Genomic DNA, 19267 nt, shown 5'->3' on the forward strand with positions numbered 1-19267 from the left:
CTGTCGCAAGGGCGCGACAATTGATACTCAGAGCGCCGCTGTTGGCCGACCCGTGGGTCAACCGGAGGGCTGACGGGCGATGGCGTCGACGATATCCATCACCATCTCGGCGGAGTGCCTGGCCGCCGTTTCGAGGAACTGCTCGAACGACAGGTTCGACTCCTTGCCGGCAATGTCCGACAACGCCCGGATGATAATGAAGGGGGTATCAAAACGATGGCAGGTTTGGGCAATCGCCGCCGCTTCCATCTCCACCGCCTTCATGGCCGGAAACAGCACACGCGTCCTGGCAACCCGCTCGGGGCAGTTCATGAAGCTGTCGCCGGTGGCAATCAGGCCGCGAACGGTTTTCACACCCTGGCGCTTGCCGATGCAACGCTCGGCGATCTGCGCCAGCAACGGGTCCGGCTCGAAAGCGGCCGGCAGGCCCGGTACCTGGCCCGGCTCATAACCGAACACGGTGACATCGACGTCGTGGTGCCGCACCTCGGTTGAAATGACCACATCGCCGACATCCAGCGCCGGATCGAAACCGCCGGCCGAGCCGGTATTGATAACGCAATCAGGCGCGAACACCTGCAACAGCAGTGCCGTGCTGATTGCCGCATTGACCTTGCCGATACCCGATTGCAGCAGCACCACCGGCTGGCCGTGCAACTTGCCGGTATAGAATGAATAACCGGCAAATCGCTGTTCCTCACAGCCGTCGATGGCCGACTTGAGCAGTTCGACCTCCTGATCCATGGCACCGATAATACCGATGCTGACCCTGTCCTTGCGCTTGATGATATCTGCGAGGCACTTGCTCATCTAATGTGACTACCGTCTTGCTTTATATGTTGTTGTAGGATGATGTCCGATGCGCGCACGGCACTGGCCGCTCTTTGCGGCACGACCGACACGGCGAACAGCCGGCGGCGGGTGCAAAAACACTGACACGCACGGTTCTTCTGCTCTCTTCAGGCGTAAGGATACGCAATTTGAAACCCATACAGAATAGTACAGGCCATGAATTTACAGCTAAATATCGCCTATCTGCATCGATCTGAGTGGTAGCGATAACGTCAGTCGACGGGATACAGCCCGGCCCAGCCGAACTCGGTAAACAGGCCGTCGCAGTAGGCGTCGACACCGCTGCGCAATTCGACCCTTGCCCCGCTGACCGGATGCTCGAATACCAGGCCTGTCGCCATCAGCAGCAGGCGTTCGAGGCCGAAACGATCGCGAAACAGTTGATTGTGCTTGCCATCGCCGTAGCGGGTGTCGCCGACCAGCGGGTGAAAGATGTGCTTGAGGTGGCGACGGATCTGGTGCTTGCGACCGCTTTTGGGCCGTACTTCCACCAGCGAGTAGCGCGCGGTCTGATAACGGCCGACCGGAACCGGCAGTTCGACCGTTCCCAGGCGCCGGTATTCGCTGACGGCTTCCTTGGCGGGCTTGTCGGGGTCGGCAAAAGGGTCGGCCTTCTTGTCATGAATCGGCTTGAGCGGATAGTCGATCACCCCCTCCTGCTCGGTATAGCCGCGCACCACGCACAGATAGGTCTTTTCCACGCGCCGCTCTGCAAAGGCGGCATTCATCGCCTGAGCGGCTTCTTTCTGCTTGCCGAACAACAATACCCCGGAGGTGGCGCGGTCGAGACGGTGGATGGTATAGACCGTCGAATCGAGATACTGCTTCAGCAAGCTGACTGCGTTGGGGGTTTTTCGCGGCGCTATCCAGCTTGGATGAACCAAAAGCCCGGAAGGCTTGTCTATGGCAATTAGATAATCGTCCTCGAAGAGGATTTTAAGATCTGACATCGCTCGGGAGACTTAGTGGAGTCGCGTTTCGCCCCACCGGGTCCGAAGCACGGGGCCGGTCCAGACGAATGAGGAAAAACCGAGACTTGAACAAGAGAGAAGTGGCGGTAGGGCAGGGATTTGAACCCTGGGAACCTGACGGTTCGCCGGTTTTCGAAACCGGTGCTTTCGGCCACTCAGCCACCCTACCGCTGAATGCGGGGCGTAGTTTACTTGGAATCATGCAGATGTCAAACAAGGAATGGAGGATACTGCCTATCGACACCTACAATGCTGTGATTTGGCACCCGAGCCGGCTGCACGCTGTAACATCGAGCCCGACACCGGGCGTTATCAGCGTTGCTGAGCCGGTTGCGTAAGCCGGTTCGCTTGAAATTTAAATTTTTACCGTCATTATCAATCCCAGTAGCAAGAAATCTTCGAGGGAAACCATGCGAAACGTTCGTACCGTAAACAACGATGCCTATCGCGCAGAAAGCGCAGGCGCGCTATCGACCAACAAGGTCCTGCGCAACACCTACTTCCTGCTCGGCCTGACACTGGCCTGGTCCGCGCTGATTGCCGGCGTCTCCGCTGCGTTGGCGCTGCCCCATCCGGGCCTGATCATTACACTGGTGGGCTTCTACGGACTGCTGTTCCTGACCGAGAAGAACCGCAACAGCTCGCTCGGCCTGCTGTTCGTATTCCTGCTGACCGGCTTCATGGGCTACACACTCGGCCCGATCCTCAACATGTTCATGGCCCGCGGCGGCACGGACATCGTGATGATGGCGCTGGGCGGCACCGCCCTCACCTTCTTCACCACCTCCGCCTACGCCCTGACCACCAAGCGTGACCTGTCCTTCATCGGCGGCATGCTGATGGCTGGTTTCGTGGTGCTGCTGGTGGCGGTAATCGCTAACATCTTCCTGCAGATGCCGGCACTGTCGCTGGCGATCAGCGCGATGTTCATTCTGTTCTCCTCCGGCGCCATCCTGCTGACCACCCAGCAGATCGTGCGCGGCGGCGAGACCAACTACATCTCCGCGACCGTGACCCTGTACGTGTCGATCTACAACATCTTCATCAGCCTGCTGCAGCTGCTGGGCCTGAGCAGCAGCGACTGATCCTGAGGTTCCAGGGCCTTCCCAACCCCGCCATCTTTGCTAAGATGGCGGGGCTTTTGTTTACTGTTTTAGAAATCCGGCAATACCACGGTAGGGTGGATCAAGGCGCGCAGCGTCCGATCCACCATAAAGCCTTCGTCGCCCGAGGCTAGCAACGGTCCGAGCCCAAGAGCCGGCTTAGGTTACAGTCGGATGTTGCGATAACCGGACAGCGCGGATTTCGCCTGTCGGCGACTTACTTTTCTTTGCTCGTGCAAAGAAAAGTAAGCAAAAGAAAGCACGCCCGAAGACGCCTGTTCGCTGCGCGCTGGAAGTCTTTTCCGGGCGCCGCTCACGGCACATCCCTGTGCCGGATCGGCGGCTCGGCATCCATGCCTCGCCCCTTACGGGCCTGATCGCAAAAGACTCCCAGTGCTCGCCGGCGCCTTACGGGACCTCAGTACCAGCATAAACAATCTGGAAATGCTGCGGTAGCGGTCCAGGGCATCCAAAGCACGGAGGGTTTTCAATTCAAATGTGCGAAATGATCCCCCATTCTCGATCAGCCGCAAGAATTTTTTTACCTGAACACAACGAGTTGCCATGAACTTTTCACTGCTCGTATACGCCGCTCCCCACAGCCGGCAGGCCGCCGAGACCGCCTATCGCTTCGCCGTCGCCGCACTCGCTCAGGGCCACGGAATCCACCGCGTATTCTTCTACGGCGATGGCGTCCACAACGGCTCGGCACTGGCATCGCCGCCACAGGACGAGTGTGACCTGCCGGCACGCTGGCAGGCACTAGCCAAGGAGCATGAGCTGGATCTGGTGGTGTGCATCGCCGCCGCGGTCCGGCGCGGCGTACTCGACGCCAACGAGGCCCGCCGTTACGAAAAGCCCGGTCACAACCTGCGCGAGGGCTTCGAACTTTCCGGACTCGGACAGCTCGCCGAAGCGGCGATCCATTCGGACCGGCTGATCACCTTCGGAGCCTGATATGAGCCATTCGAAAACCTTCCTGATCATCAGCCGCCGCCCGCCCTACGGCAGCAGTCATGCACGGGATGCGCTCGACACCGCGCTGACAACGGCAGTGTTCGAGCAACCGGTGGCCATGCTGTTCCAGGGTGATGGCGTCCTTCAGCTGCTCAAGGGCCAGGAGCCCGCCGCTGTCCGGCAGAAAAACCTTGGCGCGACGCTCAGCGCCCTGCCCATGTACGACATCGAAAATCTGTACGCCTGTGCCGACGCGCTGGCGCAGCGAGGCCTGACGCAGGACGATCTGATCCTGCCGGTGCAGCCGCTCGACCGGGCCGGTATCGCCGCGCTGATCCGAAACCATGATGTGGTATTGAATTTCTGACATGACCCTGCACACCCTGAACCGCCCCCCCTCCGACCGCGCGCTGCTGGACGACTGCATCGCAGCGCTGGTCGCCGACGACACCCTGCTGTTGCTGGAAGATGGCGTCTACTGCGCCCTCGCGGGTCTCGAACTTCCCGCCGGCGTGCGCTGCGTGGCCCTCGCCGCCGATGTCGCCGCCCGCGGCATCGGCGATCGCCTGGCGACGGGCATCGAGGTGGTCGACGACATCGGTTTCGTCGAACTCTGCTGCCACCACAGCCGCGTGGCGAGCTGGTTCTGATCATGGCGACGCTGGAGATCGAAGGCCGGCTCATCGAGCTGGACAACGAAGGCTACCTGCGGGACCTCGACTGCTGGTCCCCGGCTGTCGCCCGGGCGCTGGCGCAGCGAGAGCCGCTCGAACTGACCGACGCCCACTGGGAAGTGATCGAGGTACTGCGGGACTTTTACCTGCGCTTCGAGCACGCACCGGCGATGCGCCCGCTGGTCAAGGCGGTGGCGCAGCAACTCGGCCCCGACAAAGGGCGCAGCATATACCTGATGAAGCTCTTCCCCGAGAGCCCGGCCAAGGTCGCCGCACGCCTCGCCGGGCTGCCCAAACCCACCAACTGCCTGTAGACCACCATGACACTACCCCGCATCGCTTTTCTCGGCATCGGCCTGATGGGTCGCCCCATGGCAACCAACCTGCTGCGCGCCGGCTACCCGCTCAACGCCTGGAACCGGTCGCCGGCCAAGGCCGAAGCTCTGACCGGCGACGGTGCCCGCGCCTGCGCCAGCCCGGGCGAAGCAGTCGCCGATGCCGATATCGTCATCAGCATGCTGGAGAACGGCCCGGTGGTGGAGGCGGTGTTACTGGCGCCGGAAACCCTCGAAGCCCTGAAACCCGGCTCCCTGGTGATCGACATGAGCTCGATACCGCCTGAAATGGCCAAGCGTCACGGCACCCTGCTGACCGGGCGCGGCATCGGCTACCTCGACGCGCCGGTTTCCGGCGGAACCGTTGGCGCCGAACAGGCTTCGCTGTCGATCATGGCCGGCGGCAGTCGCGAAGACTTCGAGCGCGCCCGCGCCCTGTTCGACGTCCTCGGCAAGGCCGCAACCTATATCGGTCCGACCGGTTCGGGTCAGCTGGCAAAGTGCGCCAACCAGGCGATCGTCGGTATAACCATTGGCGCCGTAGCCGAAGCCCTGCTGCTGGCGGCCAAAGGCGGCGCCGACCCGGCGGCGGTACGAGAGGCCTTGCTCGGCGGGTTCGCCGGCAGCCGGATCCTGGAGCTACACGGCGAGCGCATGATCGAGCGCGCTTTCGTTCCCGGCGCCACCGCCCGGGTTCAGCTCAAGGACCTGACCACCATCCTCGATACCGCCCGGGATGAGTCGCTGCATCTGCCGCTAACGCAGCAGGTCTTCGAGCAATACCGCCAGCTGGTCGACAGCGGCCTGGAGGGCGTCGATCACAGCGGCCTGCTGCTGCAACTCGAAGCCCTCAATACACCGGCACGCCTCAACGACAAACCCACCCGCGGCGCCGGCAGCGATGGCGCGCAGGGCTGAGCCGCTGTAGCACGGGAAGCCAGCCCGGTTATGCCAGCTGTCGAATCTTTCAAGGCTTGCGCGGCTGTGGGATACTCCGGTATCGCAAGCCGGCAACTGATTCCGTAACAGGGAACGTCGAAAACCCGGCGACCACCGCGGTTTTCACACAGAACAACGGGAGTTTTCGCTATGAGTCTCGAAGCAGCAGCCGCACAACTGCAGGCACTGGAAAAGCACAACGGTCAGCTTCGCAAAAAGGATGACAGCGACAGGCGCGCTTCGGGGCAGGAAGACGTCGCCTACCACCAGTGGGCGACCTTCAAGGTCGACGACGAACTGTTCGGCATCGACGTCATGCAGGTCAAGGAAGTGCTGCGCTTTTCTGAAATCACGCCGGTTCCCGGCGCCGAGCACTTCATCCTGGGCATCATCAACCTGCGCGGCAACGTGGTAACCGTGATCGACACCCGGCGCCTGTTCGGGCTGCCCGATACCGACGTCAGCGACGAGACCCGCGTCATCGTCGTCGAGTTCAACGACCAGGAAGTGATTGGTCTGGTGGTCGACAGCGTCGACGAAGTGATCAACCTGCCTCAGAACGAAGTCGAACGGGCACCGAACGTATCCGGTGACGAGACCAGCCGCCGCTTTGTCCAGGGAGTGTGCTACCACAACGACCTGCTGATCATTCTGCTGGACCTGAGCAAAATGTTGCTGAGCATCACACCGGACAGCAACGAAGACGCGGCCTACTGAGACCGGCCTCGGCCCCGTCCTACTCCCCCTGCAGCGTCACCACCAGGCGTCGGCTGCCCCCGTGGTCGCGATGCTCGCACAGGTAGATGCCTTGCCAGGTCCCGAGGTTGAACCGGCCATCGGTGATCGGAACCGTCACCGATGACCCCAGCAGGCTCGCCTTGAGATGGGCCGGCATATCGTCCGGCCCTTCGTCGCGATGACGATACCAGGACTCGTTCTCCGGCACCGCACGGCTGAAATGACCCTCGAAATCATCCCGCACGCTGGGGTCGGCATTTTCATTGATGGTGAGAGACGCCGAGGTGTGCTGAATGAATATATGCGCAAGGCCAATGCGCAGTTGCCGCAGATCCGGCAGTTGCTGAAGGATTTCCTCGGTCACGATATGAAAGCCCCGCGACCGGGGTCTGAGTCGGATTTCGGTTTGTTTCCACATCGAGCTGTTTCCGCAGCGCGCCCGGGAGGCGCAGGTTTGACCTGGCAATACTCAGGGGTTTTCGAAGCGATAATGCATTCGCCAGCCCGCATGCTGATTGGAACCGTCGGCCAGAAACCAGACCAGCACGCGATTGCTCCAGGTTCGCAGCTCGGGCGGGATATCGGGGCCACTGAAGATCGCCATCATACTGGCGGGGTTGGTGCCTTCGCCGTTAAAGAAATACAGCATATCAGTTCGCGCCTCGGTGTCGAAACGGTCGAACCAGAGTCTAACCACTTTGCCCGGCGGGGCCGTGATCAGCCATTTGCAGTCGGAGTTGAAGGCGTAATCGTCGGCTCCGCTGCCATCCTCGATCATGCCTTCGGCATGCAGCCGCACCGTCCCGCTGCAATAACGCCGGATAAGTTGAAACGCGCAATTAGCTATCCTCCCCGTCCGCACGATCGGCGGACTCCGTCCATATAGAGGGACAACTGTTGAACCGTTCAACCCCCCGCGTACTGATCGTACCATTCAGGCCAACTCGCCTGCGGCTCCCTGACCAGATTCGCAACTAACTATAGCCGAAGATACGGGCAAGGGAATATAAGGCTGGGCAGGAAAGCAGATAAACGGAGGCGCCATGCCGGACAGCACGGCGCCGGAGGGCCTTAGTTGACGATCAGGAAGTCTTCCTTACTGGCGCCTTTATTAATGCGCTCCTCGAAAACCTTGGGCATGCGGCCGCGTCCCGACCACTCATGCGGTTTGCCGTCAGCGTCGATAAGGCGATACTTTGCAGGCACCTTGCCCTTTTTGCCGGTCTTGCCTGCGGTCTGCGCCGCGATATCGTCTGCTGACAGCCCAAGCTCCGCCATCTGCTCCTGAATTTTCTTGATCGCTTCGAGACGTTCCGCTTCAGCCGCTTCTTCAGCTTCCTTCTGAGCGAGTTTTTCAGCCTTGATCTCGGTCAGATCGGCCAGTACCTTTTCAAGGTCCGCGATCGAGGCTTCTTCTACAGCTTTGCGAAGGGAGTTTTTGCGCAGCAATATGGAGGTAAAGTCGAGTTCACTCATCTTTTGTCTCTCTGGCCTGATAAAACGCTATAAGTGTTATTTAACGCCTGAACTGTAATATAGGCGAATTTTAAAACCGGTAAAAGAATAACCTAAAAATAATACGGCGTCATGAAAATATCATCAACGCAGGGGTTATAAGTGCCGCTGACCGACATACCCGCCGGCCGTTAACCGAGGCTGAACGGGGAAAGGCGCACTTGGTCCCCGGGTCATCGATAAAAGGCCCCTCGCCGACTCGCTTGAAAGTGAATGTTTAGAATGGGTAAGGCGGGAGGACCGGAGGCATGAGCACTGAATGCTCACCTCCTTCGTAATAGCGACATTGCGTAAGCCATAAGTGCTTTCGGTCAACGCAATGTCGTCACGATACTTCGGGCGTATAAGCTTCAACGCTCGCCCTGGAGGCACTCCCACTCAACCTCCACTGTTCCGGAAGGCGCCGAGACATAAGCGGAGGTACCGCTCAGGGTTATACTGAAGTCCATCGTGCGCTCGACCAGTTGTGACAGCGCCTCTATCTGCTCCGGACGAAAGCGGTAAAACTCGGCATCGAGCTGCGCGAACTTGCTGCGGCCCTGTTCCCACCAGACATCGGACTTGGAGTTGAAGCTATAGACTTTCACATTGCCAGCCAGGCGCGTTGCCTTCTTTATACGCTCCGGCGCAGGCTCACCAACCTCGATCCACAGTGCGATCTTGTCATCCAGGGTACGCGCCCAAATATCGGGCTCTTCAGTAGAGCTCAGGCCTTTGGTAAACGCCAGCTCTGCACTCGCATTCAGAGAATAGGACAGTATCCGAGCCATCATGCGCTGCAGGTTCTCCGACGGATGCTGAGCCACGGTAAGGGCCAGGTTGTCGTAGTAATCACGGTTGAGATCGGATAGTGCAATCCTGATTTTGTAAATGGTAGGTTTCAGTGCCACTGTTATTTCACCGGTGCGTACGATGGGAGTCGTGCAAGTCAGACGACGGGCACCCATTGTGCATCAGTCGGTTGCCCAAAACCACAGCGAAACCTGCCATCACTTGGTGCAGCGGGCCCTGATACCGCCTTTTGCACATTCCCGCACATACTGCACGGCCATTCACCGCATACCTGCAAAAAGCCTGGTAAACGACGCGGGCCTATTGTGCATCGCAGAAATGTCCATGCCGCACGCCGCTGAGCAATTCAAGAAAGTCCTGACCCGATACCTTGACCAGACTACGGTGATCGCCGGCTTCGAAATATACGTATGCCAAACTCAACAAGGACTCATCCAACAGCGTTTCAACATCGTACGCCGGTCCAATCGGCGGTATCGCACCCGTCTTGCAGTCGGGGAAAAAGCACATGGAATCCTGCTCTGCTGTCAGCGTAAGCTGTCGATTCAGCTCTCTGTTTACCGCAGCAAGCCTTACCCAGCTGTCGCCCGGTATTACGACCATCACGGGACCGACCCCATCCTGGAGCATTACCGCCTTGGCTATATGACCCTGATCGATCTTTGCCGCCCGGGCACTTTCCTCGCTGGAGCCGGTTTCCGAATGCTTTAGGGTTTCCCAGCCAACATTCCTTTCTGTCAAATAAGTACTGACCGTTTTCGACATTGTCATTACCTGCCCCCTTATCGACACTGGATTTATTGGTTTTCTGTCGGTTGGCAGCGATGGCGCACGCCCACTCATGCCGCTGTCATTTGTTTCACCCGGGCTGAGAATCCGATATTGATCCGACTGTGCGGTTTGAGAGCCAGGCGTTCGTTACTCATCGCCTCTGCCAGATCGCGCAATCCACCGCGTAGCGCAGCTTCCGTTAACGTCCAGTCGATAATGTCCCGCTGAGCGTGGCTGCCGCCGAAACTGTTGGCGATATAACGGGCATTATGCAAGAGCTCAGCGGACAGAGCATAATCGCCCCGCCAGAAGGCGACAAACCCCTCGACCAGCGGCAGCCCGGTTTCCCGCGCCCAGCGGGTCACGTCCGGTTGATTGCCATTAGCCGTGCGCAGTGCACTTAGTATCCGATCGACGTCTCTGTCTCGCCCCGCTCCCAGGTAAGCCATGACTGCGTGCCAGTCGTTGAACGGGTAGAGCCGGCCATCGGCATGCAGGTCCCAGGTATCGGCCAGCTCCTGCCATCGGTTGCCGACCTCCACTCCCAGCATCGATAGCCGCCACAGCAACGCCGAGCCATCGACCATATCCAGAGCCACCTTACTGCGGTCTTCCCTGACCGGACCATCATAGAGCGCCACGGCTTCGTCGACCCTGCCAAGGTCCAGGTGATAAAGGGCGCTATGCCACCAGTTGTGAACACGGAAGAAGTTGTCGTCACCAGACCAGCACGGCTCGCGGGTGGTCATCCAGCCGATGCCATCCTCTGCCCGCCCCTGCATTTCCATGACATGGGCTACCGCGTGATGCGCCCAGCAATCCAACGGCTCCAGCGCCACCGCCTCGCGTCCCACCGCTTCGGCACGGCCATAATCACCGCACTCCTCGAGTCCAAAAGCCCGCATGCCGAGCACGATCGAATAGCCCGGCACAGAGGCCGACCATTTCGGCAGCGCGCGGTGAATACGGTCCCGCAAATCCCGCGCGCTGGCACGGTAGAAGTCCAGCAGGTGCCCGCACTGCAGTGCCACAATATCCAATGGGTAGCGCGCGCTGTGCAGGTCGAGACGTTGCGCAGACTCGGTCCAGTTGCCCGCTAGCAACGGGCGCAACGCACCGGCCAGGGAAGCTTCGCGCTCATTGAGCGAAAGCCCATCGAGCCTGTCGACAAACCCCTGCGCCGCAACATTGGCCTCTGGCTCCGTGGCGACGGCATAGAGCCAGGCCTTGAGCAGCAGGGCCATGCTGAATTCAGGTGCTTGTTCGATGGCACTGTCGATTAGCGCGACAGGATCACCCCGATAAATATTAAAGGCCCTGACAGCTGCCTCATAGTCTTCCACCGCTGCCAAACTGGCCCCGCTGAGTGGATGGCCCTGCAGATCGCAATTCATGATGAAGCCTCCCGGGTAGTGCCCTCCCTGACGACTTACCATCTCTACCGGAAGTCTAGCAGGCTATCGGTCTTGACCGACCGTAGCGAGGAAATTCCGTTTTGTTCAGCACATCCTTGGGAACCTGCGCTTGGATGAGTCGGTTATTGGATCTTTTCAGGTGAATCGTGATGTTACTCCTGAAAAGGCCACAGGCATCGACTCCGCTTTTGCAAAACAGTTGGCTTTTTCATTTGGGTTTCAGTTTGCCGGCATAAAGTGAATTCCGGGTTCAGAACCCGAACAACAAACCGCCCGGACATAATCGAGGATTAGCCATGAACAAGCAGACTACCGCCGCAGCCCTTGCCCTTGCACTGTCGACCGGCCTTGCGGCTCTCTCCGCCCAGGCCGACGAAATGAAAGAGGGAATGGACAAGAGCGATATGGAAAAATGCTTTGGCGTCGCAATGAAGGGAAAGAATGACTGCAAGGCCGGTGCCGGCACCACCTGCGCAGGCACCTCCACGCATGACTATCAGGGCAATGCCTGGTCGCTGGTACCGGCCGGCACCTGCACGGAAACCGCGTCACCGACCTCGCCGACCGGCTTCGGTCAGCTCGAAGCCTTCGAGGAAAAACAGTCCTGATTCCCCGCTGAGACGCCGCCGGAGCCCCTGTCATGACAGTTGCCATTTCCCCCGGATCAACTTCGGACCGCGCTCCGGCGAAACCCGCCCTGCCTCCGCGGGCGGGTATCAGCCTGAAACCGGAACACTACCGGGACATACTCGACTCGCGCCCCGATATTGGCTTCGTCGAAGTCCATGCCGAGAACTATCTCGTCGACGGCGGGCCCTATCATTATTACCTGAACCGTATACGCGAAGATTATGCGCTGTCGATTCACGGGGTCGGGATGAACATCGGCGGCGAACAACCACTCGACGCTGCGCACCTAGATCGCATCGCCGGACTGCTGGAACGCTATCAGCCCGCCTGCTTTTCCGAACACCTGGCCTGGACCTCGCATGGTGGCATCTATTTCAATGACCTGCTTCCGCTTAACTATGACAGCGAAGCACTGCAACGTGTCTGCGAGCATATCGATCAGGTACAGAACCGCCTGCAGCGTCAGATACTGCTGGAGAACCCCGCGACCTATGTGGAATTCGGGCGTTCGACAATGGCCGAGGCCGAGTTCATCGGCGAAGTGGTAATGCGCAGCGGCTGCGGCCTGCTGCTGGACGTCAACAACGTCCATGTCACCTGCACCAACCACAATCTCGATCCCGATACCTATATCCGGCAGCTTCCGCTTGGCCAAGTCGGCGAAATTCACCTGGCGGGCTTCTCCCGCGAACAGGATGCCGACGGCGCGACTCTGCTGATCGACAGCCACGACGCGCCGGTCAGTGAAGCGGTATGGACATTGTACGAGGACGTGCTTGGCCGTTGCGGCGCCAAGCCGACCCTTATCGAGCGCGACGGCAACATCCCGCCACTGCCGACATTGCACGCCGAGGCCCGCCACGCCGAATCATTGCTGAAGGCCTGTCAGGAGATCGAAGGATCATGACTCAGCACCTGTTTGCGGCGGCGCTGCTCGATCCGAATCGAGCAGCTCCGTCGGATATCCGTACCTGGAACGGCTCGGATCCGGTGCGGCGCTTTGCCGTCTATCGCAACAACGTCATCGCCTCGCTGATCGAGGCACTGGCGGATACCTTCCCTGTCTGCCGGCAACTGGTAGGTGATGACTTCTTTCGCGCCATGGCGCTGGAGTTTGTGCGTGCGTCTCCGCCCAGCTCGCCGAGAATGAGCGACTACGGAGAGGAGTTCCCGTCGTTCATCGAGCGTTTTACCCCAGCCGCTTCCGTGGCTTATCTGGCCGATGTCGCAAGGCTCGAGCGGTTGCGGGTGGACGCCTATCACGCGGCGGACAACGAGCCGCTCGACGTTACCGCCGCCGCTGACTGTCTTGCCGATACCGCACAGTTACCGCTGCTGCGGGCACGGCTACACCCCTCCGCAGGCCTGCTGCGTTCGCGCTTTGCCGCGGTTTCGATCTGGGCCGCGCACCAGGGCCGGGGGACCATGAAGTCGCTCAAGATCGACCAGCCACAGCAGGCGCTCGTAATACGGCCATCGCTCGATGTCGAGGTGGTACCACTGGATCTTGCCAGCTGGACTTTTGCCACAGCACTGAACCGGCACGAAACGCTCGGCGCGGCTCTGGAATCCACCCGGCAGACCCACGCCGACTTCGATGTGGCTCAAAGCCTTGGTCTGCTGCTCAGAGCAGGCCTGATCATCGCACTGCAACCTGGTATGGAGCCATCATAATGAACCCGCAACCGCTTGCCGACCGTATCACTTCCACATTCGAGCGCATTCCACACTCGTTGATCGCTCTGCTGGCGCGTTTTTCCATCGCCGCCGTGTTCTGGAAGTCCGGACAGACCAAAATCGAGGGACTGGCGATCGATATCGTCAGCGGGCAGTTCGAGTTCGGAGTCCCCAGGCTCGCCAGCTCTACGCTCTACCTGTTCCGGGAGGAATACCGGCTACCGCTGATTCCTGCCGAAGTCGCCGCTGTGCTGGCGACCTTTGCCGAGCACCTGTTCCCGGTACTGCTGCTGATCGGACTTGCAACCCGTTTCTCGGCACTGGCGCTGCTTTTGATGACGCTGGTTATTCAGCTGTTCGTGTATCCCGATGCCTACCCGACCCATGGCGTCTGGGCCACGGTGCTGCTCTACCTGATGGCCCGGGGTCCCGGCAAGATATCGCTGGACCTGTGGATCGCCCGCTGGCTGCGGCCCGAAGGCAGTTGACCGACCCGCCGCAGCGCACGGGCGGCGCGCCGGTCAGTTGGACCGCCGGTCACGAATCGCCAGTCGGTAAGCCGTCAGCAATACGAAGAACAGCAGGATCAGACCTGCGGCATACAGAAACAGCCGCAACTCCTGCGCGCGCAACCGCGCTTCGATATCGTCTAGCAGCAGCGCCGACGCACCGCCGGTAGCCAGTGATTCCAGGTTGCCGGTCAGCAGATTGAGCTCGACGGCGGCGCCGGAGATATTGCCCAGCGTGCGGTCCAGTGTTTCCAGCCCGGAAGGCTCGCCCGGCGCCGGGGGCGGTTTGTCGCCACCGAAAAGCGTTTCCAGCGACTTCGCCGTATCACGCAACACCGTACCCGACTGTTCGACACTCTGCAGCAGCTGTATCAACTGGCTACTGCCTTGCTCCAGGTCCCTGAGCAAATCTGCCCGCTGCTCATCGAGACTGAGAAACAGCTGATTGAGAGTCTGCTGACGCTCCGCGGCGACTCTTAGCGCCAGATCCTCGAGCATGGCGGCCCGCTCGAGCGACAGACGGTCCGGCAGCGCTTCCATGGCGTCAGCCAGGCGGACACTGGTAGCGACAAACTCATCACTGTCCTCGGCAAGGCCCGTGAGCAGGGGCGACATTTCGATCTTGGAGAACAGGTGCTCCATCTGCCACTCCATGACGATGGGAAAATGGTTGGCCAGGAAGATACCCCGCTCCGCCAGCAGCTTGATCTCTTCGACCTCCCTGGCAGCCTTGCGCACCGGCGCCAGCAGGCCGCCCTCCTGCGCCAGCTCCGCCTGCAGGTTCTCGCTCTGGGAATGCGGGAAATCGTTGAAACGCACGAAGGCGACGTAGAGCTGTTCGGGGTTGCGCTGGCGCCAGTCCTCGACCAGCGCGCGCAGCTGTTCGAGCTGCAGCGGTTTCAACACCTTCCCGGCGATCTTATCCAGTTCGCGATGGAGCCGTGTCAAGGCTCGTGCCATGGTGGCGGCATAGTCCGGATCAACCTGGCCCGACCAGGCCTCAGTCCAGACACTCCGCTGCAGACTGACCATCACGTACATATCAAGCAACGCCGCGCCGGTATCGGACTCGGCGGCGATATTGAGCGCCGACGAAACATAAATCACCTTGGTACCCAGGAACAGCGAACGCGTTGCGGGGTCAGTCTCCTGAGCCACCACACTGTCGGCCGCCTCCGCGATGCCTTCCATATAGCGGTCGGCGTACGACAGCAGCTCGTTCTGCAACTCGAGCGGTGTCAGCTCTCCCCACTCGGGTGCCAGCGCCTGCGCATCGGCCCCACTCCGGTCGTCACTGACTACCCCCGCTCTGTTGAAGCGGTCCTCGGTGATCATGATGCAGCCGCTTAGCGAAAGCACCGCAAACAACGGACCCGCCGAGCAAAGGACCTTCAAGAACCTCGCTGTATTTCGCACCGTCCCGGCATCCCCTCGTTTTCATAGTCCCGGCGACATACCCTATATGTCGATGGCGAACGCCCTACTTACAAAGCAGAGGATAGACGCCTGTCGCGACTGCGCATCGAATAACGCTTCAAGCCTGCAAAGCGACCGCAGCAGGAGGCTAACGGCGAAACTTCACCGCGGTGCCGCTGACGCTGACCATCATCATCGCGCCCTGGCTGCCGACGACCTCGTAGTCGATGTCGATGCCGACGATGCCGTCGGCACCGAGCGCGCGGGCCTTTTCCTCCATCTCGGCAAAGGCGATGTCACGCGCCTTGCCCATCTCCTTTTCATAGGCGCCGGAACGCCCGCCGACGATATCCCGGACCGCACCGAACAGATCCTTGAAGATATTGGCGCCAAGGATCGCCTCACCGACGACGACGTCCAGATAATCCGTAACCTCGCGCCCTTGTACGACCGATGTTGTGGTTTTCAGCACTTTGACCTCCCGCCAGAGTTTGCATGCCCCCAGACTGAAATATCTCTTCGCAGAATCGCCAAGAATTCAATCTTCAACAAGCAGGCTTTCGTTCAAGACCTAAAACTGTAGTACTGATCCCGAACCAAATGTTTGGTCATTGCGTAAAATTGAAGCATGGCGGGCGTAGGGTTATATTCGAAAATCAGCGCAAATTCGCTTCTGGCGGGCAACGAGAACAGGGATCAGAACGTCCGCCCGACAGTACGCAGCGACAAGACGGTCGAGATGGAGTTCCAGCATGAAAGATCCAGAGCGGTCCACTAGAGCCGCAGGCAAAGCGGTGCGCAAGCCTGCAGATGTCTACGACGCCAATGAATCCGATCCGTTGAGTGCCAGGGAAAAGGCCCAGCTGCGAACCGAGCAACCACAGGTCGCCGAAGAGGCGCCGATCGGCTGGACCACCACGCTGGACGGTTACCTGCCGAAAGATAGCCCGTTGCAGGAGGAACAGCAGGGTACCGGCGCCCCGGCGCCACACCCGGGCGCTGCTGACCAGGAACCTGCAAACCCTCGTCACTTCGACGCTCCCGGCGCCCCCCAACGCGGTGCAGCCGAAGCCGCCACGGGCATGACGGAAAGCGCTGCGCCCCTGGACGCCGGCTCCCGAGTCTCCGGTGTCGCCGGGACTTCCGGTCGGGACGCCCGCATCGACACTCGCCAACCCGATGACCCCGGTGCAGGCAAGGCCTTCGACACCACAGCACCGCACGCAAGGGCAGTTGACCCGGCACACAAGCCCAGTGATACGCCCAAGGATGGCGACACCCCGGGAAGCGTCACCCAGATAGGCACGGGGCCGGCCACAGGCGAATCAAGACCCGCCGGAACAGGCACGAGTACACAGCCTGGTACCGCGAACCAGGCACTTACCGAACAGATTGGACCTACTGGCACAGGAATCCAGCCGGGCACAGCAACCCAGCCACCGACCGGGCAGACGCCGACCGTCGGAACAGGCACCGGGACACAGCCAGGTAGCATGACCCAACCGCCGGCTGGACAGACGCCAACCGGCGGCACAGGACCACAACCCGGTTTCACAACCCAACCGACGACCGGTCAGACTCCCTCCTCTGTCAACGGACCGCAGCCAGGCAGCACGGCCCAGCCGCCGACGGGACATACGCCGACCGGCGGCACCGGACCACAACCCGGTTTCACAACCCAGCCGCCCGCAGGAAATCCCCCCACCGGTGGCGCTGGATCACAGCCCGGCAGCACCACCCAAGCGCCGACGGGACAGACGCCAACCGGCGGCACCGGGCCAACACCCGGCACCACAGCCCAGCCGCCGACCGGACAGACGCCGACCGGCAGCACCGGGCCAACACCCGGCACCACAACCCAGCCGGCGGGCGTACAGCCCCAGACGACGGTAAGCGGCTCGACGGGCCATGTGGCCAACCATGCGCCGCAAATCGACAGCATCACCGCACAAGGCACCAGGGAAGATGCTCAGGTACTGCATGGCCATGTTACCGCCACCGACACCGACTCCGGCGACCACCTGACGATATCGGCGTCAACGCCCGTCGCGGGCTTCCAAATCGCGCCGGACGGGCACTACACCTTCGATCCGTCGCATGCCGCCTATCAGCACCTGGCCGAAGGTCAGCAGTTGATCCTGCAGATTCCCATTACCGCCACCGACAGCCAGGGCGCCACGGACACCCGCGACCTGGTGCTGGTACTCACCGGCACGAATGACACGCCAGACCTTGGGCAACTTCCGGCAATCGCCCGGCACGAGGATGACCGTGCCTTTACCGGCCAGATCACCGCCACCGATGCGGACAGCGGCGAGCAGCTGAGCTTCAGCCTCGCGGCACCTGTCAGCGGCTTCAGCCTGGATCCAGATGGCCATTATCGCTTCGACCCCTCGCATCCCGATTACCAGCAGCTGCCGGAAGGCCAGCAGCTGCAGCTTACGTTGGGCATTACGGTCACTGACAGTCAGGGCACCACCGATACCCGGGATCTGGTCATTACCCTTACCGGTACCAACGACCACCCCGTCCTGCAACGGCCGCCGATACTGCAGCCGCACGAGGACGACCCATTGGTGCACGGACGACTCGCCGCCACCGATGTCGACAGCGGGGACCGGCTGAGTTTCAGCAACCCATCGCCCGTGGCGGGCTTCAGCCTGGCACCTGACGGCCAGTACAGCTTCGATCCGGCCCACAGTGCCTACCAGCACCTGGCCGCCGGCGAGCAGAAAATTCTCACCATCCCGGTCACCGTCACCGACAGCCAGGGCGCCACCGACGCCCATGATCTGATCATCGTCGTCACCGGCACCAACGACTCGCCGGTTCTGAAGGGCGTTCCGGCCCTCAGATTCGACGAGGGCGATCCGCTGTTCCACGGTCAGTTGCGCGGGTTCGACATCGATAGCGGCGACAGGCTCAGCTATAGCATCCAGAGCCAGGTCCCAGGACTGACCCTCAACAGTGACGGCAGCTACAGTTTCGACCCGGGTCACGGCGCCTATCAGCACCTCGTGGCAGGACAGCAGCAGACGCTGACCATCCCGGTGACCGTCACCGACGGCCAGGGCGCCACCGATAGCCGCGACCTCGTCATCACGCTGACGGGGACCAATGACCATCCGGTCATGGGCAAGATACCGGCGCTCAAGCTTCACGAAGACGACAAGGCGTTCCACGGTCAGCTACAGGCCACCGACGCCGATACCGGCGCGCACCTCGGCTACTCCATGGCGGCCCCGGTACAAGGCCTGACGCTCAACAGCGACGGCAGCTACAGTTTCGACCCGTCCCATGCGGCCTATCAGCACCTTGCCGCCGGCCAGCGGCAGACCCTCTCGGTACCGATAACCGTCACCGACGAGCATGGCGCGAGCGATACCCGCAACCTGGTAATCCATCTCACCGGCACCAACGACCTGCCGGTGCTGCGCCAGGTTCCGGCCATGCAACTGCACGAGGATGATCGTGTCATCCATGGCCAGTTGCAGGCCACCGACCCGGATACCGGCGACAGCCTGCACTACGCCCAGACGGCGCCGGTGCCCGGTTTCAGCCTGCTGCCAGACGGCAGCTACACCTTCGATCCGTCGCACCCCGACTACCAGAGCCTGGCCGCCGGCGAGCCCCGCGACATAACAGTTCCGGTTACCGTCACCGACAGCCAGGGCGGCACCTCCGCGAGCCTGCTCGTGTTCCACCTGACCGGCACCAACGATATGCCGGTGGTCAATGCCGTGCCGGTCGTCAGCGCCACCGAAGACGGCCATACCGTCAGCGGCACCCTGACCGGCACCGATATCGACAGCGGCGACACCCTGACCTACAGCATCGCCAGCCCCGTCCCAGGCCTGACCCTGAACACGGACGGCAGCTGGACCTTCGATCCGACCGACGCGGCATACCAGTCCCTGGCCGAAGGCCAGCCGCACCAGATCATCGTGCCGGTCACCGGCACCGACTCCCAGGG

The 19267-nt window shown here is 61.0% G+C and carries 23 protein-coding genes and 1 tRNA gene; 13 read left to right on the plus strand and 11 right to left on the minus strand.

What is annotated here, in order from left to right; genetic code table 11:
* Positions 1-57: 57 nt before the first annotated feature.
* The 3 genes from mtnN to IEX85_RS02940 form a co-directional block, all read right to left on the minus strand.
* On the minus strand, positions 58-810 hold the full coding sequence (gene mtnN, locus IEX85_RS02930) for a 5'-methylthioadenosine/S-adenosylhomocysteine nucleosidase (protein ID WP_188858106.1): 753 nt from the start codon (positions 808-810) through the stop codon (positions 58-60).
* Between the two features lie 254 nt (positions 811-1064).
* A complete protein-coding gene (locus IEX85_RS02935; RefSeq protein WP_188858108.1) occupies positions 1065-1802 on the minus strand; it encodes a pseudouridine synthase in 738 nt (245 codons plus the stop codon).
* A 102-nt stretch (positions 1803-1904) separates the two neighbouring features.
* A tRNA-Ser gene (locus IEX85_RS02940) sits at positions 1905-1992 on the minus strand.
* 241 nt (positions 1993-2233) lie between these two features.
* Here IEX85_RS02940 and IEX85_RS02945 point away from each other — a divergent pair.
* The 7 genes from IEX85_RS02945 (at position 2234) to IEX85_RS02975 (ending at position 6548) form a co-directional block, all read left to right on the plus strand.
* Positions 2234-2908 (plus strand): Bax inhibitor-1/YccA family protein, encoded by a 675-nt coding sequence (locus IEX85_RS02945; protein WP_188858109.1) that lies wholly within the window; start codon positions 2234-2236, stop codon positions 2906-2908.
* A 582-nt stretch (positions 2909-3490) separates the two neighbouring features.
* The gene (tusD, locus tag IEX85_RS02950) at positions 3491-3883 is read left to right on the plus strand and encodes a sulfurtransferase complex subunit TusD (RefSeq protein WP_188858111.1); all 393 of its coding nucleotides are present in this window, start codon (positions 3491-3493) and stop codon (positions 3881-3883) included.
* Between the two features lies 1 nt (position 3884).
* Positions 3885-4250, plus strand: a complete 366-nt coding sequence (tusC, locus tag IEX85_RS02955) for a sulfurtransferase complex subunit TusC (RefSeq protein WP_188858113.1) — start codon at positions 3885-3887, stop codon at positions 4248-4250.
* Position 4251: 1 nt separating this feature from the next.
* Positions 4252-4533 carry a sulfurtransferase complex subunit TusB gene (tusB, locus tag IEX85_RS02960; protein ID WP_188858114.1) on the plus strand — a complete coding sequence of 94 codons (282 nt, stop codon included), beginning with the start codon at positions 4252-4254 and terminating at the stop codon, positions 4531-4533.
* Positions 4534-4535: 2 nt separating this feature from the next.
* Complete coding sequence (locus IEX85_RS02965) at positions 4536-4871, plus strand: TusE/DsrC/DsvC family sulfur relay protein (RefSeq protein ID WP_188858116.1); 336 nt, start codon at positions 4536-4538, stop codon at positions 4869-4871.
* Positions 4872-4877: 6 nt separating this feature from the next.
* Positions 4878-5810 carry an NAD(P)-dependent oxidoreductase gene (locus IEX85_RS02970; protein ID WP_188858118.1) on the plus strand — a complete coding sequence of 311 codons (933 nt, stop codon included), beginning with the start codon at positions 4878-4880 and terminating at the stop codon, positions 5808-5810.
* Between the two features lie 171 nt (positions 5811-5981).
* Positions 5982-6548: a chemotaxis protein CheW gene (locus IEX85_RS02975; RefSeq protein ID WP_188858119.1), complete on the plus strand. Its 567-nt coding sequence runs from the start codon at positions 5982-5984 to the stop codon at positions 6546-6548.
* A gap of 19 nt (positions 6549-6567) precedes the next feature.
* Here the strand turns inward: IEX85_RS02975 and IEX85_RS02980 are convergent, their stop codons facing one another.
* From IEX85_RS02980 to IEX85_RS03005, 6 genes are all read right to left on the minus strand, one after another.
* Positions 6568-6987, minus strand: a complete 420-nt coding sequence (locus IEX85_RS02980) for a secondary thiamine-phosphate synthase enzyme YjbQ (RefSeq protein WP_188858121.1) — start codon at positions 6985-6987, stop codon at positions 6568-6570.
* Positions 6988-7038: 51 nt separating this feature from the next.
* On the minus strand, positions 7039-7368 hold the full coding sequence (locus IEX85_RS02985) for a CUB domain-containing protein (protein WP_188858123.1): 330 nt from the start codon (positions 7366-7368) through the stop codon (positions 7039-7041).
* A 272-nt stretch (positions 7369-7640) separates the two neighbouring features.
* Complete coding sequence (locus IEX85_RS02990) at positions 7641-8045, minus strand: H-NS histone family protein (RefSeq protein WP_188858124.1); 405 nt, start codon at positions 8043-8045, stop codon at positions 7641-7643.
* Between the two features lie 389 nt (positions 8046-8434).
* Entirely contained in the window at positions 8435-8974 is a 540-nt protein-coding gene (locus tag IEX85_RS02995; RefSeq protein WP_188858126.1) for a YaeQ family protein, read from the minus strand.
* 202 nt (positions 8975-9176) lie between these two features.
* Entirely contained in the window at positions 9177-9641 is a 465-nt protein-coding gene (locus IEX85_RS03000; protein WP_188858127.1) for an aminoacyl-tRNA deacylase, read from the minus strand.
* A 74-nt stretch (positions 9642-9715) separates the two neighbouring features.
* Positions 9716-11041: a tetratricopeptide repeat protein gene (locus IEX85_RS03005; RefSeq protein WP_188858129.1), complete on the minus strand. Its 1326-nt coding sequence runs from the start codon at positions 11039-11041 to the stop codon at positions 9716-9718.
* 130 nt (positions 11042-11171) lie between these two features.
* On the opposite strand from IEX85_RS03005, the gene IEX85_RS24120 reads away from it, so the two are divergent.
* Genes IEX85_RS24120 through IEX85_RS03025 form a run of 5 tightly spaced genes read left to right on the plus strand, consistent with a single transcriptional unit; the run spans position 11172 to position 13857 of the window.
* Positions 11172-11303 carry a hypothetical protein gene (locus IEX85_RS24120; RefSeq protein ID WP_268238057.1) on the plus strand — a complete coding sequence of 44 codons (132 nt, stop codon included), beginning with the start codon at positions 11172-11174 and terminating at the stop codon, positions 11301-11303.
* Positions 11304-11358: 55 nt separating this feature from the next.
* Positions 11359-11670, plus strand: a complete 312-nt coding sequence (locus tag IEX85_RS03010; RefSeq protein WP_188858131.1) for a BufA1 family periplasmic bufferin-type metallophore — start codon at positions 11359-11361, stop codon at positions 11668-11670.
* A gap of 32 nt (positions 11671-11702) precedes the next feature.
* Entirely contained in the window at positions 11703-12599 is an 897-nt protein-coding gene (bufB, locus tag IEX85_RS03015; protein WP_188858132.1) for an MNIO family bufferin maturase, read from the plus strand.
* A complete protein-coding gene (locus tag IEX85_RS03020) occupies positions 12596-13366 on the plus strand; it encodes an HvfC/BufC N-terminal domain-containing protein (protein WP_229721761.1) in 771 nt (256 codons plus the stop codon). Before bufB ends, IEX85_RS03020 begins: the two co-directional genes overlap by 4 nt.
* Positions 13366-13857 (plus strand): DoxX family protein, encoded by a 492-nt coding sequence (locus IEX85_RS03025; RefSeq protein WP_188858134.1) that lies wholly within the window; start codon positions 13366-13368, stop codon positions 13855-13857. The genes IEX85_RS03020 and IEX85_RS03025 overlap by 1 nt, the downstream gene beginning before the upstream one ends.
* Before the next feature lie 33 nt (positions 13858-13890).
* On the opposite strand, the gene IEX85_RS03030 is transcribed toward IEX85_RS03025, so the two are convergent.
* Complete coding sequence (locus tag IEX85_RS03030; RefSeq protein WP_188858136.1) at positions 13891-15213, minus strand: hypothetical protein; 1323 nt, start codon at positions 15211-15213, stop codon at positions 13891-13893.
* Between the two features lie 229 nt (positions 15214-15442).
* The gene (locus IEX85_RS03035; protein ID WP_188858137.1) at positions 15443-15766 is read right to left on the minus strand and encodes a heavy metal-binding domain-containing protein; all 324 of its coding nucleotides are present in this window, start codon (positions 15764-15766) and stop codon (positions 15443-15445) included.
* 1438 nt (positions 15767-17204) lie between these two features.
* Here IEX85_RS03035 and IEX85_RS03040 point away from each other — a divergent pair.
* The coding region (locus IEX85_RS03040; protein ID WP_188858139.1) for a VCBS domain-containing protein at positions 17205-19267 on the plus strand (2063 nt) is incomplete at its 3' end.

Source organism: Marinobacterium nitratireducens (genome assembly GCF_014645375.1).
Lineage (GTDB): Bacteria > Pseudomonadota > Gammaproteobacteria > Pseudomonadales > Balneatricaceae > Marinobacterium_A > Marinobacterium_A nitratireducens.